Raw genomic sequence first — 15,199 nt, 5'->3', positions numbered from 1 at the left:
CAGCACTCTATGGCCAGCCAAACATCCTGTCGCGCTCGGTGCTGACAAGCTGGCTGCGTTGGAAACATTTGCTGCCCAGCCATTTCGCGCCTGCTTGTGGCTCTCATGCAGGGTCACGCGCTGGCCAAGGCTGAGGCGCCTTCGGAGTTCGAAAGCCACGTTTCATGGCGTAACAGCAGAGTAAGTCTCAACCGATTGCAAAGGTGTCTCGATGGCCAACGTCCTGCGTGACTTCATCAAGCGTGCGCCGGCCAGCCCGGATTTAATGGTTGCGTTGATGCTGCTTCTGGCTGTCGCGATGATGGTCATGCCTATCCCGGTCGTGGTGGTCGACGCCCTGATAGGATTCAATATGGGGTTGGCCATACTGCTGATGATGGTTGCCCTGTATGTCAGTACTCCACTTGATTTTTCCTCTTTGCCCGGCGTTATTTTGATTTCCACTGTATTCCGTCTCGCGCTCACGGTCGCAACGACGCGACTGATCCTGGCCGAGGGGGAGGCCGGCAGCATTATTCATACTTTTGGCGATTTCGTCATTTCAGGCAATATCGTGGTGGGTTTCGTCATATTTCTGGTCGTCACCATGGTGCAATTCATGGTCCTCGCGAAGGGTGCCGAACGGGTGGCAGAAGTGGCGGCGCGTTTCACGCTGGATGCTCTGCCGGGCAAGCAAATGGCGGTCGACGCAGAGCTACGCAACGGCCACATCGATGCCAACGAATCCCGCCGGCGGCGCGCCGAATTGGAGAAGGAAAGCCAACTCTATGGCGCGATGGACGGCGCGATGAAATTTGTGAAGGGCGATTCCATCGCCGGGCTGGTGGTTATCTGCATCAACATGCTGGGTGGAATTTCGATCGGCCTGCTCTCCAAGGGCATGTCCTTCGGCGAGGTACTGCATCACTACACTCTGCTGACGATAGGCGATGCATTGATATCGCAGATTCCGGCCCTTCTGCTCTCCATTACTGCGGCGACCATCGTCACCCGTGTGACTGGGACGGCGAGGATCAACCTCGGTACAGAAATGGTCAGTCAGCTCACGGCCAGCACTCGAGCCTTGCGACTGGCGGCCGGCGTCCTGGTTGTAATGGGGTTCGTTCCTGGGTTTCCCCTCCCCGTCTTTCTGATGCTGGCCGCAGTGTTCGCTGCGGTAAGCATTGTCAAGGCTGATGTGCTGGGCGCCGGCACTGCCGATGCGAAAGGTGGAACTGCAGCGGAGCCTAAGCAAGCCGCGCCTGCGAAGGAATTCCCGATCGCATTTTTTCTAGCGCCAGATCTTATGCAGGCGGTCGATCAAGCCGAATTGCAAAAACATATTGGGCGCGTTTCGCTCCTGGTCACAGCCGATCTGGGCATTATCGTTCCTCGCATCCCTGTCTTGGTTGACGAGCAGCTGCCTGAATCGCAATTCCGAATTGATGTCGAGGGCGTGCCAGTCGAACAGGACGCCTTAGATCCAAACCAGATGGCGCTCCGAGCCGATGTAGCGCACGTCGACTCGAGCGGTGTCCCCCTTAGACGTGAGCCGAAAACGGACAGACTCCCGGTTGAACATACCCCTGCAAAGGCCCTTACGGGCGCCGGCACGGAGCATAGGGCTCCCGGCGAACTCCTCGCCTTGCGCGTCCATGCAGCGTTGACCCGCTACGCACCGCGATTGGTGGGCATCCAAGAGACCCGACATTTCCTGGGCCGAATGGAGCAGGAATATTCTGAGCTTGTGAAAGAGGTGCTACGCACGACGCCGATTCCTCGGATTGCCGATGTTCTGCGCCGCCTCCTGGAGGAAGGTATCCCAATCCGCCACACCCGTCTCGTGTTGGAGGCATTGGCCGAATGGAGCGAGCGTGAGCAGAACGTTGCCCTGCTGACGGAATATGTCCGTTCTGGTTTGAAGCGACAGATCTGCCACCGCCATGCCAACACGGAGGGCATCGTGTCCGCCCTGGTCGTCGAGCGCGAGAGCGAGGATGTGATGCGTGGCGCGGTTCGAGATTCGGATGCAGGCCCCTATCTCGCACTGGAGGATCGGCAAAGCGAAGCGATGCTATCACAGATACGTCAGGTCCTTTCGAACGCAGAACCGGGTCAAACCCGCCCTATTCTGTTGACGTCGATGGATGTCCGACGTTTCGTCCGCGGCTTTCTGACGCGAAACGGGGTTGATCTCGCCGTGCTGTCTTATCAAGACCTCGCCTCCGACTTTACAATTCGCCCCGCAGGATCCGTCACACTCCCGCACGGATCGAACAGCGGATTGTTAGAGTAGTCCCACCTTTCCTAACTGAACGCCACGCGCCTCCCCGATAACTGAGAGATAACATGAATAGTAATACAGTTTCTCCATCGCCTATGTTTCTGCGCCGGAACTCACTTCTTTTTGCCGTACTCGCCATTCTGCCTTTGGGCGGTTGCGCCAGCTGGCAAAAGCCGGCTCTTTCCGTGCAGGAGACATCTTCCCCCGAGTTGCTCAGCGCCGATCAAATCGATCCGGCTATGCGCGAACGCATTTTGCGCGAAGTTGGTCAGGATGTTCAAGAGCGGGCTTTGCGGGATGAGGTGAAGCAGCACCCGGACAATGTTGATGCGGCGATACGACTTACAAATGCCTTGGTGGGCCAGAAGCGCCCGCACGAAGCGGTTGAGGTGCTCGACAGCGTCTTGGTTGCAGCCCCAGGAAACGTACGTGCATTGAATGCGAAGGGCGTGATTTTGGACATTGAGGGGCGGCATGACGCGGCACAGGCCCTGTATCGGCGAGCTCTCGAAAACGAGCCAGGCAATCAGATGGTGCAGCATAACTTCAATCTGTCGCTTGCCTTTAACGGCAAGTCCGAACAACCAAGGTTAGCACGATCGCAATAGGTGGGCACAGTGCATGCGCAGCCTGTTCCCCGGCTCGAACACGCGCTCGGCTCCCATCATAGATGGCCCCCTGAAGAGAGCCATATCTATGCAAAACAGTTGCTCCAGATCTGGCCGGCAGAGATCGGCAGGAGAGCCGGATGACATCACGCGGCCACCCGCAAGGCCACCCGCCTCGCTTCGTTGCCAGAGCGCCCTCTCCCTCGCCGGTCACCGTCTCGCAATGCGGCGACCTGGCTTAAGGCGGTCGACCGAGCGCCCGATGCAGTAGCCATGAATACGTAACGCAGCGATGGACCCGCCGGATCGTGTCGCGCTTGTGCTGGCCGTCCCTGCCATTACAGCACGGTGATTGTAGCTGGATCATATTCTAGAGGCATCGATGGTGTGGATGCCTTCGATCCAAACAATCGATTTGTTGAATTCGTCCGCCTGAGGAAATTAGCTGCGGCGATCCGACTTCCGACGCCTGCAGGCGCAAAACCAACAGCGTGAGCGCTGCGGGTCCGGAGGCAGGCTGCAAAGTGCAATCACCAGCGCTGATAAGCGGCAAGTGAAGAATGTATCGCTCGGGCAACTCCTGTGTTGTGCACGGTTGCCCCGCGAGGTGAACTGTAGCAGCTTGGCAGCTCAGCGTTCACGAAAGGAGAAAAGATTTGGGGCCAAGCAAAGACCGGCTTTTTTGATTGTCTTGCTGTATCGCTATGGTGGGGCGGGCGCGACCGCTCCCATAATTCAATACGCTGCCTTTAGCGATGGACGATGACGGGATGCGTCGCCGAGACTTCAATGGTGGAGGAGCAGCGCACCCGTCGATCCATTTGCTTTCAGCGGCAACCGCCACTATGAAGCGACACTTCGCCCAACTGTGTTTCAAGCTGCCCGGAGAAGTTTATGACAGAAGAACCCCACAAGACCGACATCCTCATCGAGCTCACTGCCGATGTTGTATCAGCCTACGTCTCCAACAACCCCGTCCCGGCGGGGGAGCTTCCTGCCCTGATCGCCCAAGTGCACGGGGCTCTAAACGGCACGGCTGGACTCATACCGGCAGAAGAGCCTGTGCCTGTAAAAAAACCTGCTGTCCCGATCAAAAAGTCGATCGAACCGGACTACATCATTAGCCTTGAAGACGGCAAGAAATTCAAATCGCTAAAGCGCCATCTGGCGACGCACTATGGTCTGACCCCAGACGAATATCGCGCCAAATGGGGTCTGCCGTCGGATTATCCCATGGTGGCGCCGAATTACGCCGCTGCGCGCTCCGCCTTGGCCAAGACCATGGGACTCGGCCGCAAACCGAAAGAGCCGGAAGCCCCAGCCACGGCGCCGGCGAAACGGACCCGCAAGAAGGTCGCAGCCTAAATCCGTATCAACAGTCGTTCGGACGCGCAGCAGCCGTTGGCCCAATCTGCGCGGAATCAAAGGGCGGGGATGAGCCCCGCCTTTCCCGTCCAAGAGCCTCATTTCCAGAGTAATTCATGATGGCTCCAGCAATCCCTGCCGCGGCATTAACTTGCATGCTCCGGCCCGGGTTTCGAGCCGTCAATGCGTTCCGGCGATGACGAACCTTGCCAAGGCTTTCCCGGACCGTTAGCCAGCCTTGCTGAGGCTGCCTGCAGAGGACTTTCCCGTGCGGCGATCCTGTTCCACCTCGTAGTTGATCTTCTGGCCCTCATTAAGGGTCGACAGGCCCGCTCGTTCAACAGCGGAAATGTGGACAAAGACATCCTGACCGCCGTTGTCAGGCTGAATAAAACCAAAACCCTTCGTGCTGTTGAACCACTTCACCGTTCCAGTCGCCATATCCATTCCTTTGTAATAAGTCGCAACTTAGGCAGGCCATTCACGCCAGCCTGATTTGTACACGAGACTTTAGGCGCATCAAAATCGGAAAATTGCAAGGCCCACTCGATCGCCTGATCTCCAGCAGCAACTGCAACATATGCGAGGCGCGTGCCAGACGAGGCGTATGCCAGACGTTTCGTCGTGCGCTGTCGCTCGAACGTTGACAGAAACAATGACACACCTTGCAAACTCGGCACATCTTGTGGACGTGCTCGGGTCGCTTCTCGACTGCGATACCCGCTCCTGACCGGGTATCGTCGGCCAAAATGAGAGTTTTTGTCATGTGCCGCCAGACCGAAAGATCAGGCGCGCAGCGACCTGCACATTCAAACCGGAACCCGCGAACCTCGATTAGCTTCTGCCTGCTCCGAAGGGCGGTAGCCTGCTCTGAGGCGGGCCACTGTCGGGTTGAAAACCAACTGTCGGGTTCGGAACCCCAGATTGTCGGCAAGGTACGCGCCGCCCACTGGTTGGCCAAAGGGGCACTGGCTCCTGATCCTGCCGCCATGCTCGCCCGATCTCAACCCGATCAAGACAGGTCTGCTCAAAACTCAAGGCGCGGCTGCGGAAGAAGGCGGCCAAAACTTTCGACGCTCTCTGCGGAACTCTCGGCGATATCTGCCAGCTGTAGGAGCCAAATCAAAAACCATTAATTGCGACAGGTGATTTTATGACATTCATTGCGAAGAGGCCAGAATGAACAGCGGAAGAGAGTAGCAGCTCTCTGGTCGCGGCGAGGTGGATCGTCGACACGATCGGCACCTGGCCCGTGCGGGGATCGCACCGCAGCCAGCACCAGAGCCAGACCTTGACCGCTTGCCTTGCTCAGGCGCCACAACAACGAGTGGCTGGAAGCAGATCCACGTGAACTCAGCGATATCGATCAGACGATGCTTACCCTCATGAAAGCCGATCCCGACGCTGTCCAGCGCCGCGAAATCCTGACCAGCATATGGCGCATCGGATGCCACCGCCTGCACACTCACCATCGACATGCCGGAACTCGGAACCAAAGGCCGCAAGCCTCGCCGGCCTCGGCAAAATGGAGCGGCCGCGCCTTCATCCGGGGCGGCCGGGCCAATGTTCGCCAGGCCCTCTACATGCCCGGCCCTTCGCCCTGCGCTTCAACCCCGACCTCAAGGCAAAATACCAGGCGCTAAAGGCGGCAGGCAAACCCGCAAAGGTCATCATCTTGTTGCGAAAGCTCCTCATCCTAGCAAACGCTCTCCTCAAGGCGCAGCGAAAATGGCCCCTAAAACCCTTGACCGAAACGGATACCTTAGCCTTTCAGGTGAGGCGGGCCGAGATAGACCAACCGCGGGTTTAACTTCGCGAGTTTAAGCTGATTATGCCGATGCAACTCTAGCGCCTGCGCGACCGTTTTAGCTTCCATCAACAAGGCGGCAGGCTGGGAGGAAGTACCCTCCCCTGCCGCGAACAAGCTTTGGACAAAGCCCCACCTTGTCCGTAATGTGATCGGGAGGCCGGGGCGCGGCGGTGCTCAGCGGATGTGACGCGCGAGATCTGCGACCCTACCCATCAGCACTTCCATCGGTCCTCGCTGGAAGATGCGCAGCCAAAGCACCGCAAAAGTGCTGATAACCACAACGAAGCCAAAGAGCGTGGACAGGCTCTCGTCTTTGAAAATGTTTATCTTCATAAGATAGGCTATTCCCGCAATGTGCAGCACATAGGCCGTCAAAGACATCGAGCCGACTGCGATTATTGGCCAGACCAGCTTTCGCAGACGCGGGAGCGCATCCACAGCGAGCATGCAAGCCGCCAAGATGATCATTGCGCAACCGGTGCTGCCCACGATCGAAAGCGTCGTTTCGCTATGAGGTGCGGCTATCCATGACGACTTGACTATAAATGACGACTTGGAAGGCTCAAAAGCGCCGTCAACGTCAGACCACCACAAGGAGGTTTCAGTCAAAGCGCGGGAACTCAGCGCGAGCAAGGATCCCCCATGGCCCAACACGGCCAGCGCGACCCCCGCCAGACCAAGGCGCCAATGCGCTGCTAGCGTATTAAGATTAAGGCGCGCGATGGCCATGCCAGCGATGAGGAAAGGAACCCAGGTCACCGCGGGATAGTAGCCGTTGACCATGAGGTTGAAGACCGGGTCGAGGAGGTTGGGGGCAACCGACAGAAGGGAGGAACGGACTTGCGGGAGAACTAATGCCGTAGCGGCAGCGATCAAGCCCAGCTGATATGCGCTGAGCCGATGGAGCGGCAATACCAACAAGAAGCAAATTCCGTAGTATTCTAGGATGACTTCGACCTGGGTACCGAGGCAGCCCAGGATTGAGCCAAGCGCGAGCAAAACAAGGGCACGAATTGCGACTCTGGCGATGGCCTGTCTACCGGCTATCCCCGACTTCGGCGCCTTGCGACCTGTAATCAGGAGGATTGAAAAACCGGCCAATACGGCAAACAGGGCCGACGGCCGCCCATGGGTTAGTTCCATCAGAAACCCGACTAGTCCTCCTTCGCCGGGGTCGGGACCGAGATGGGCGGCATACATCCCGAAGACAGCCAGGCCCCGAGCGAGGTCGATGCCGACCAGCCGATCTACTACCGACCCATTCCTAGCGTCGGCAACCGGTGCCTTCATTACCATGGTAGATTCCCTTGTTGGGTGTGTGGATCGCGGGAGCCGCGATAGGAGAGCCGGTCGGCTGCTGCCGTCGCCTCGTGAAAGGGTTCAAAACATCGCGCCATCTGGCGCATCGAGCCGGCGACAGAGCTGTTCAGCCATTAGCCTGGGGTAAGAACAACAGATCGGCTCACAAAGCCTGTGTCACGGACCTGAAAAGTGGTGTCGCGGAACCGTCGTTTTTTGCATGATGGCTAAGCCGAGAGATCCACTGCACCGACGAGAGACTCAGCGACGTTAGATATCCGATCAGTACGCCGCGGCTCCGCCGGTGACGATCACCCCGGGTGTCAAGGCCAGGGCGTAAACCTGCCATAATCTGTGGTAGTGCGCCCGCGACCAATCCGTTCGACAAAGCTCGGCGCATGGTCGAGCCAATCATATTCTTCCATGTGGCTGTTGCCTGAAAAACCGAAGACGCCGTTCGCTGGTCCAGCTCCAGACCTCGGCCTGCGTCGGTCATTAGAACCGGCGCGCCTGTTTCCCAAATCAATTTGCTGATGCAGCCGCCGGGGGTCACATTGAGCAAAAGTGCCGAGTTCAGGACGGGTTTCATAGGGGCTCTTCGTTTGGCTTTGTTAACGACCCCTTTCTTGCAAGTTGTAGCTGACAGCAGCCTGAAAGCTCCCCAAATAATTCGCTGCCGCCGGTTCAGCCTATTGTCAGCTTCGACCAATAAGATGGGAGCCTTGCCCTCATACCGGAGCTCGGCAGCATGATGCGAATACTGCTCACTGAAGACGATAAGGACCTTGGAAGTGCTATGCACGATCATTTGGTGGCTGGTGGCCACGCGGTCGACTGGGCCAAGAACCTGTCCGAAGCGCGCGATTATGCAGCTGTGGTCGGCTACGACCTTATTTTGCTCGACGTTCACCTGCCGGACGGCAATGGGATCGACTATCTGCGGGAGCTGATCAAGGAACTTGAATCGGCACCGGTCATCATTCTGACAGCCTGCGATCGGATTTCGCATCGCATCGAGGGCTTCAACGCTGGAGCCGACGACTATTTGGTCAAGCCGTTCGATCTGGGGGAACTCTCAGCGCGTATCCATGCAGTGGCACGTCGCCATGGGCATTTTCCGGAGCCGCAATTTTCGGTTGGGACGCTTTCCATACAGGCAGCCGAGCGACGCCTCTTCCGCGACGGGCAGGAGGTCTACCTGACTTGACGCGGATGGGCGGTGCTCGACTACCGTCTGCCCCAGCCCTGCACGGTCGTTTCAAAAGGGAAGATCGTGGACGCGCTTTTCGGCAGACGGCGCTGATTCATACTCTAAAAGAAAATTCGGCTTCCAGTTGCCTTGGCCATGACTTTCCTTCCCGAGAGATGGGTGACAGTTCATTCCGGATAGATGGGTTACACTTTCGGCCCTTTGCAAGGAGAGCAAGGTGCCTTGGAAGGAGTGTAACGTCATGGAAGAGCGGCTGAAGTTCGTCGCCCGGCTGCTGGACGCGAGAAGATGGCGGTGCTTTGCCGGGAGTTCGATATCTCGCGCAAGACCGGCTACAAGATCCTCACGCGCTACAACGACAGCGGCCTGGAGGGCTGACGGACCGATCGCGGCGGCCCTATCGCCACGCCAATCAGCTTCCGTTTCAAATCGAGAAGCTGATTGTGCGCCTCAAGCAAGACAAGCCGACATGGGGTGCGCCGAAGATACGCGAGCGGCTGGCCCGGCTGTATCCGGATGTGCACCGGCCCGCGATCTCGGCCGTGCATGCCGTGCTCGACCGCCACGGCATGGTCGAGCGCCGCAAGCGCAGGCGCAACAGGGCGACGGGGACACCACTTTCAAACGGCTGTCGCCCTAACGATCTTTGGTGTGCCGACTACAAGGGCGAGTTCGGCAGAGAACACGGCCGGGACAGGGGATCACAAACACTTGACCGTTCCAGACCCTGGCAGTGGCGCATCGATTGACCGTTGGCTCTGTTCGTGGGCACCGAAAATAGGGCCTTCTTGGTCCTCGGCAGAGAATATGGCCCGGACGGGGGATAACAAACACTTGACCGTTCCAGACTCTGGCAGTGGCGCATCGATTGACCGTCGACTCTGTTCGCGAGCGCCGAAAATACGGACGACCCCTATGGTCAAAGTGCACTTCTGACCTGCTAGGCACTGTTCGATAACTGGAGGCACCCGCTACGGTGCCCTCGTATTTAAGACACCTGTCAGTTTCAAGCCTGGACATTGACGCGTGGCGCGGCTGCCATTCGTTGACCGCCACGTCGAATTGCCCGCCAACCAGTGTACAGCCGCCGGTGGTCACATTGAGCAAAAGTGCCGAGATCAGGAGGGGTTTCATAAGGCCTCTTCGTTTGGCTTTGTTAACGACCCCTTTCTTGCAATTGTAGCTGACAGCAGCCTGAAAGCCCCCAGATATTCGCTGGCGCCGGTTCAGCCTACTGTCAGCTTCGATCAATAAGGCAGGAGCCTTGCCCTCATACCGGAGCTCGGCAGCCTGATGCGAATACTGCTCATTGAAGACGACGACGACCTTAGAAGTGCTGTGCACGATCATTTGGTGGCTGGTGGCCACGCGGTCGACTGGGCCGAGGGCCTGTCCGGAGCGCGCGGTCATGCAGCTGTGGCCGGCTACGACGTTATTTTGCTCGACGTTCACCTGCCGGACGGCAATGGCATCGACTATCTGCGGGAGCTGATCAAGGGGCTTGATACAACGCCGGTCATCATTCTGACAGCCCGCGATCGGATTTCGCATCGCATCGAGGGGCTCAACGCTGGCGCCGACGACTATTTGGTCAAGCCGTTCGATCTGGGGGAACTCTCGGCACGCATCCGTGCAGTGGCACGTCGCCAAGGGCATTTTCCGGAGCCGCAATTTTCGGTTGGGACGCTTTCCATACAGGCAGCCGAGCGACGCCTCTTCCGCGACGGGCAGGAGGTCCACCTGTCTGGACGCGAATGGGCGGTGCTCGACTGCCTTCTACGCCGGCCCGGTTCGGTCGTTTCAAAGGGGAGGATCGAGCACGCGCTTTATTCATTCAATTCGGAGTTCGAGAGCAACACAGTGGAGGTTTATGTCAGCCGGCTCCGCAAGAAGATCGGCGGGGATAGAATAGCAACCGTGCGTGGCTCCGGATACAGGCTCGTGGTCACATGACGAACTCGAACAGCATGACGAGAAAGCTGATATCGTGGTTAGGCGGGGCAACGCTCCTGGTTTGGATCGCCGCCCCAACCATTGCTGCGTTCATTTTTTGCAATAATGTAAACGAAAGTTCGGATGACTTGCTCCAGGGGAGCGCAGAGTACAGAGAACCAGAGCTGATCAAGGTCTTGAATGGAAAACACGTTGATCAATACAATAACCACTTGCCAACTTATGAAAAGTACTGGACCTATCGTGAGCAGGTTATTAATAAGTACGGGGTAGTGCTTATTTCTGAACCGGAAGAGGGTCAGCAGCCCTTCCCTGATGCTCCCCTGAGTAACGGCTTTTGGCGAAACGCTGATTACCGCGTCTACACAGAGGAGATCCAAGACGGCGTGTATCATCAGTTGGCCGAACCGCTTGATGGCCGCCGTACCACAATCGCGAAGGGCGCACTTTTTGTCTTCCTTCCGACACTCGTGCTCCTGCCCTTTAGCTTAGCTGTTTGGTGGATCGTGATCCGGCGCTCGCTGCGGCCAATCGAGGTACTGCGACAGCAGATCGGATCGCGCGACGGCGGCAATCTGTCACCAATGGACTTGGGCGATTTCCCGGCAGAGTTGGCTCCAATCGCGGCATCCGTCAATCGGCTTCTCGATCGTCTGCGGGCGGCTCTCGAGGCCGAACGCGAGTTCGCCGCAAACAGTGCGCATGAACTGCGCACGCCGATCGCAGGTTCAATCGCTCAGATGCAGAGATTAGTGGCCGAGCTTCCCAATGGGTCGGCCAAAATGCGTGCGCGCGGCATCGAGCAAGCGCTGTCGAGCCTTGGCCGCCTTGTCGAAAAAGTGCTTCAGCTCGCTCAAGCCGAATCGGGGGTTGGCATGGCGGATCACGCGATCGATCTTGTCCGATCGGTTCGGCTGGAAATCGATGACCTGAGGAAAAAGCCGCAATATGCCGGACGCCTGCATCTTAACGTCGACGGCTGCCCCACTTTGATGCGCAAAGTGGATGTCGATGCGTTTGGGATCCTCCTTCGTAACCTGATCGAGAATGCGCTGATACATGGACTGCCCACTGTTCCGACAACAGTTTCCGTCCAAACTGATGGAACCATCGCTATTGCAAACGCCGGACCGGTGGTGCCCCTCCCCGACCTCGAAGGGCTTACAAAGCGATTTAGTCGTGGTGCTACTCCTGCTGCGGGCTCAGGCCTTGGTCTACATATCGCTAACATGGTTATCCAGCGGATCGGTGGCAGTCTAGAGCTTGCGTCGCCCGCCCGCGGTCGCAATGATGGTTTCGAGGCGATCATACGAATTCCTCAATGACACCGGTGAATTCGACGACAGTTGGACACAGGGCGGATTGCTGGCAAGGCTGCTGACAGGGCGAACTGTACGGCAGTATGTATACGGCGTAGAAATCGTACTTCACACAACGCATTTCGGCCGCGGCAATCAATGCCGCTATCATCGTCTGAGCAGTTCGATCGAAGCGACACGACATGATCGGCAAAATCGAAGGCTCCGCCTCACCGCTCGCTCGATTTCGCCCGGGGAGAAAAAAGGCCATCCGAGAAAGTGCAAGCCGCCGCGCAAAGGCGACGTGTCCAATTGTCTGGGTGCCCCTGTGCGCCGGCCCGATCGGGTTGGCGCAGGTCCAGTAAGGACCCGGACCAACCATTCCATTTAGACGACCGGCAGGTTTTAATCGGCGTCCGGATCGCCGTCCCAAAATGCCCCAAGTATACGGCTAGAAAGGCTGCCAACGATCGAGCTTTGGTCGGAGGCGTGCTTGTCAGCGTCTTGGGTGCTTGACCGGCCTTTGCAATGGCCATCGCCATCGCAAGTATCGTGCGTGGCCAGTGAGACCGCAATTTCATCAGCCTGGAGCCGACCGTATCGGTGCTTTTTTATGATTTAGGGATTTTTCGTTTTCCTCTTGGATCATCACGGGTTTGGAGAGGATCTGGTGTTAAGTGCCATTCGGAGCGCCGGCGAACGGCCCGAAATTAATGTGGTCGAGTGATGAAGCCTCCCGAATGCGTTAAACGAGACCCTTTATGGCGGCCCTGGCTGACAACAGTCTGAAAGCTGCAAGCGGCATGCGAAAATGGGGCGATCCTGAATGACGACAGATGCTATCAACATGAAAGAGGCTCGCCCTGAAAGCTGAGCACGCTTTATGCTCAGGCTGCTGACAAGGCCAAAGCAGCGTAAGTGCGTAGTGAAATCCAAGGTCCACATGGGTCGTCGCGCGTCCCATGCGCCTGGGAAGGCGCCGGCCCGGCCAAGCTTTCCCAGCTCGTCCGCATGATGCTTCGCTGAGCGTCAATGGACGTTGGCGCGAGACCAAGGCGTCGTGCGTTGCAATCCGGACGGTCCAGGGTATCAGGAGTTTCACGGCCTCGGCCCGCTTGGCTGGCCACAGTTGAAGCTCCAACGTACCGGCTGGCACCGGGAAATTGGGCTCTGCGCTGCCTCAACGCTGATGGCACGGTCAATGCTTGCCTACCGATGGGGCCGCCCATGCCGTGATGCTGTCGGTCGACGTTCGCAAACCAGACCCTCGCGAGACCCAGCGAAGGGGCTCGCCGGTACGACGAGGGACCTTACCTCTTTATGCGCGGCATCATTATCGAGGATGACATGTTGCCTTACACGTCGTCCCTCGCGCTCGGGTCTTTGTGGGGCGGATGAAGTCCTGATCGCGGTGGCACTGCTGCATGTTTGCGTAAGACCCATCCAGTCACGATCGCGCTGTCCTTCGATGTCGCGGTGCTGATAGGCGGGCAGATCGGTGTGCGCGGCGCCCGCCAAAGGATCGTCGTCACGCCGGAGGAGGCGAGCGTCATAGCCGGCGCGCCGGCGAAAGGCGCTTTCTGTCGGATGCCCGACAATGTCGGATATCGCAAGTATCAAGGTTGGATCAAACCTTGCGAATCGGGGCTTTCTTACTTGGCACGGGGCATGCTCAGGTATCCGCAAACACCCAATGGATAACGAGCAGACTTCCCATGGCCTCACCATGCCGAAAGTTTCCCGGACGCATCCAAAGATGAGGCTCGCGTCAGGCCCAGCAACACGCTGACGGCTCATGTGGCTCGGCGTCGCGTGCCGATCCACTTTCTCCCAATAGGCGTTCGGGAGACATAGATCCTTCAAAATGAGGAACAGATCACTTTGCCAGGAACGCAGCCCATAACCCCACTCTCCCTACCAGAACTACCAAGCAAGCCCCGCACTCATGGGCTTCGCAGGACGTCCGTTGCGTCCGAGTTGGTCGGCGCGGGGCCGGCTCCGATCCCCGTCGCATGGGAGGACGGCAAGGCGAGGGATTTCGTGCTCGACAACGGCATGGAGGTGGTCGTCATTCCCAACCACCGGGCGCCGATCGTCACCCACATGGTGTGGTACAAGATCGGCAGCGCCGACGAGCCGCCGGGCAAATCCGGCATCGCCCATTTCTTCGAGCATCTGATGTTCAAGGCGACGACCAACCATGCGGGCGGCGAATTCGACCGCGCAGTGTTCGAGATCGGCGGCTCCAACAACGCCTTCACCTCCTCCGACTACACCGCCTTCTATCAGACAGTGGCGCCGTCGGCGCTCGAGCTGATGATGAGCTTCGAGGCCGACCGAATGCGAAACCTCATCCTGACCGACGATGTCGTCAAGACCGAGCGCGATGTGGTCATCGAGGAGCGCCGCTCAAGCACCGACACCAACCCGCAGGACGTTCTCCATGAGGAGATCGACGCGACGCTGTGGCAGAACCACCCCTATCGCATCCCGATCATCGGCTGGATGCAGGAGATCGAGCAGCTGAACCGCGTCGACGCCACCGTCTTCTATGAAAAGTACTACTGGCCCAACAACTCCGTGCTGATCGTGGCCGGCGATGTCGAACCGGACACGGTGCGGGCGCTGGCCGAAAAGACCTATGGCAAGGTGGCGCGCGGACCTGACCTGCCGCCGCGCATCCGGCCGGTTGAGCCCGAGCAGAACACCAGGCGCACCGTCACGCTCTCAGACGCCCGCGTCAGCGTGCCCAGTTTTTCGACGCAGTGGGTGGTGCCGTCCTACCACACCGCCAAGCCGGGCGAGGCCGAAGCGCTCGACCTGCTGGCCGAAATTCTCGGCGGCGGTAACCGCGGCCGGCTCTACCAGGCGCTCGCTGTCCAGCAAGGTATCGCTTCCAGCGCCCGCGTCTATTTCCAGGGCACTATGCTCGACGACACCAAGTTCGCCATCTATGGCGCACCGCGCGGCGATGCCAAGCTGGCTGATCTCGAAGCGGCGGCCGCTGCCGAAGTTGCCCGCATTGCCGAGGATGGTGTCAGCAACGAGGAACTAGGCAAGGCCAAGGACCACTATTTGCTCAATATGATCTTTGCGGAAGACAACCTGGACTGGCTCGCCAGCATCTACGGCTCGACGCTGGCCACCGGCGGTACCGTGAAGGATGTCGAGGAACGGCCGAATCGCATCCGCAAGGTTACCCCCGAGCAAATCAAAGCAGTTGCCGCCCGCTATCTCGCGTTCGACCGTTCGACCACGGGCTATCTCTTGCCCAAGACGGAGAATCAAGAGATGACGCTCGGCGCTCGGCCCCATGCTGCGATGAACATCCAGGAGGTGAAGTCCGAAAAGGGCATCATCGCCTGGCTGGTGGAGGACCACACAGTGGAAATC

General features: G+C 58.4%; 9 protein-coding genes and 2 pseudogenes. 9 read left to right on the top strand and 2 right to left on the bottom strand.

The features are described from left to right. Positions 1 to 211: 211 nt before the first annotated feature. The 3 genes from sctV (at position 212) to EOA22_RS00455 (ending at position 4,236) form a co-directional block, all read left to right on the top strand. Entirely contained in the window at positions 212 to 2,275 is a 2,064-nt protein-coding gene (gene sctV, locus EOA22_RS00465) for a type III secretion system export apparatus subunit SctV (RefSeq protein WP_063169272.1), read from the top strand. 53 nt (positions 2,276 to 2,328) lie between these two features. Then, positions 2,329 to 2,871, top strand: coding sequence for a tetratricopeptide repeat protein (locus EOA22_RS00460; protein ID WP_082826568.1), 543 nt, complete (start codon positions 2,329 to 2,331; stop codon positions 2,869 to 2,871). 894 nt (positions 2,872 to 3,765) lie between these two features. Continuing rightward, complete coding sequence (locus tag EOA22_RS00455) at positions 3,766 to 4,236, top strand: MucR family transcriptional regulator (protein WP_024505385.1); 471 nt, start codon at positions 3,766 to 3,768, stop codon at positions 4,234 to 4,236. A gap of 228 nt (positions 4,237 to 4,464) precedes the next feature. Here EOA22_RS00455 and EOA22_RS00450 read toward each other — a convergent pair whose 3' ends face one another. Next, positions 4,465 to 4,677: a cold-shock protein gene (locus tag EOA22_RS00450; protein ID WP_008874821.1), complete on the bottom strand. Its 213-nt coding sequence runs from the start codon at positions 4,675 to 4,677 to the stop codon at positions 4,465 to 4,467. Between the two features lie 1,543 nt (positions 4,678 to 6,220). After that, the gene (locus EOA22_RS00445) at positions 6,221 to 7,342 is read right to left on the bottom strand and encodes a DUF418 domain-containing protein (protein ID WP_063169274.1); all 1,122 of its coding nucleotides are present in this window, start codon (positions 7,340 to 7,342) and stop codon (positions 6,221 to 6,223) included. A gap of 751 nt (positions 7,343 to 8,093) precedes the next feature. Here EOA22_RS00445 and EOA22_RS00440 point away from each other — a divergent pair. From EOA22_RS00440 to EOA22_RS00420, 6 genes and pseudogenes are all read left to right on the top strand, one after another. Beyond that, on the top strand, positions 8,094 to 8,552 hold the full coding sequence (locus EOA22_RS00440) for a response regulator transcription factor (RefSeq protein ID WP_224570033.1): 459 nt from the start codon (positions 8,094 to 8,096) through the stop codon (positions 8,550 to 8,552). 244 nt (positions 8,553 to 8,796) lie between these two features. Then, positions 8,797 to 9,229, top strand: a pseudogene (locus EOA22_RS00435) (helix-turn-helix domain-containing protein); the annotation flags it as partial. A 619-nt stretch (positions 9,230 to 9,848) separates the two neighbouring features. Next, positions 9,849 to 10,508, top strand: coding sequence for a response regulator transcription factor (locus EOA22_RS00430; RefSeq protein ID WP_024505389.1), 660 nt, complete (start codon positions 9,849 to 9,851; stop codon positions 10,506 to 10,508). Further along, positions 10,505 to 11,833, top strand: a complete 1,329-nt coding sequence (locus EOA22_RS00425; protein WP_063169275.1) for a HAMP domain-containing sensor histidine kinase — start codon at positions 10,505 to 10,507, stop codon at positions 11,831 to 11,833. The genes EOA22_RS00430 and EOA22_RS00425 overlap by 4 nt, the downstream gene beginning before the upstream one ends. Before the next feature lie 1,401 nt (positions 11,834 to 13,234). After that, positions 13,235 to 13,507 (top strand): hypothetical protein, encoded by a 273-nt coding sequence (locus EOA22_RS37570; protein WP_024505391.1) that lies wholly within the window; start codon positions 13,235 to 13,237, stop codon positions 13,505 to 13,507. 276 nt (positions 13,508 to 13,783) lie between these two features. Continuing rightward, positions 13,784 to 15,088: pseudogene (locus tag EOA22_RS00420) on the top strand (pitrilysin family protein); the annotation flags it as partial. Positions 15,089 to 15,199 lie beyond the last annotated feature (111 nt).

This window comes from Mesorhizobium sp. M7A.F.Ca.US.014.04.1.1 (assembly GCF_003998745.1).
Lineage (GTDB): Bacteria > Pseudomonadota > Alphaproteobacteria > Rhizobiales > Rhizobiaceae > Mesorhizobium > Mesorhizobium ciceri.
Note: the sequence above shows the minus strand (reverse complement) of the source record. Positions and strands in the feature narration are given on the sequence as shown.

Excerpts from the sequence above, each read along its gene's own strand:
- EOA22_RS00455 (WP_024505385.1), top strand. The coding sequence starts at position 3,766 with ATGACAGAAGAACCCCACAAGACCGACATCCTCATCGAGCTCACTGCC.
- EOA22_RS00460 (WP_082826568.1), top strand. The coding sequence starts at position 2,329 with ATGAATAGTAATACAGTTTCTCCATCGCCTATGTTTCTGCGCCGGAAC.
- EOA22_RS00425 (WP_063169275.1), top strand. The coding sequence starts at position 10,505 with ATGACGAACTCGAACAGCATGACGAGAAAGCTGATATCGTGGTTAGGC.
- EOA22_RS00440 (WP_224570033.1), top strand. The coding sequence starts at position 8,094 with ATGATGCGAATACTGCTCACTGAAGACGATAAGGACCTTGGAAGTGCT.
- sctV (WP_063169272.1), top strand. The coding sequence starts at position 212 with ATGGCCAACGTCCTGCGTGACTTCATCAAGCGTGCGCCGGCCAGCCCG.
- EOA22_RS00430 (WP_024505389.1), top strand. The coding sequence starts at position 9,849 with ATGCGAATACTGCTCATTGAAGACGACGACGACCTTAGAAGTGCTGTG.
- EOA22_RS00445 (WP_063169274.1), bottom strand. The coding sequence starts at position 7,342 with ATGGTAATGAAGGCACCGGTTGCCGACGCTAGGAATGGGTCGGTAGTA.
- EOA22_RS00450 (WP_008874821.1), bottom strand. The coding sequence starts at position 4,677 with ATGGCGACTGGAACGGTGAAGTGGTTCAACAGCACGAAGGGTTTTGGT.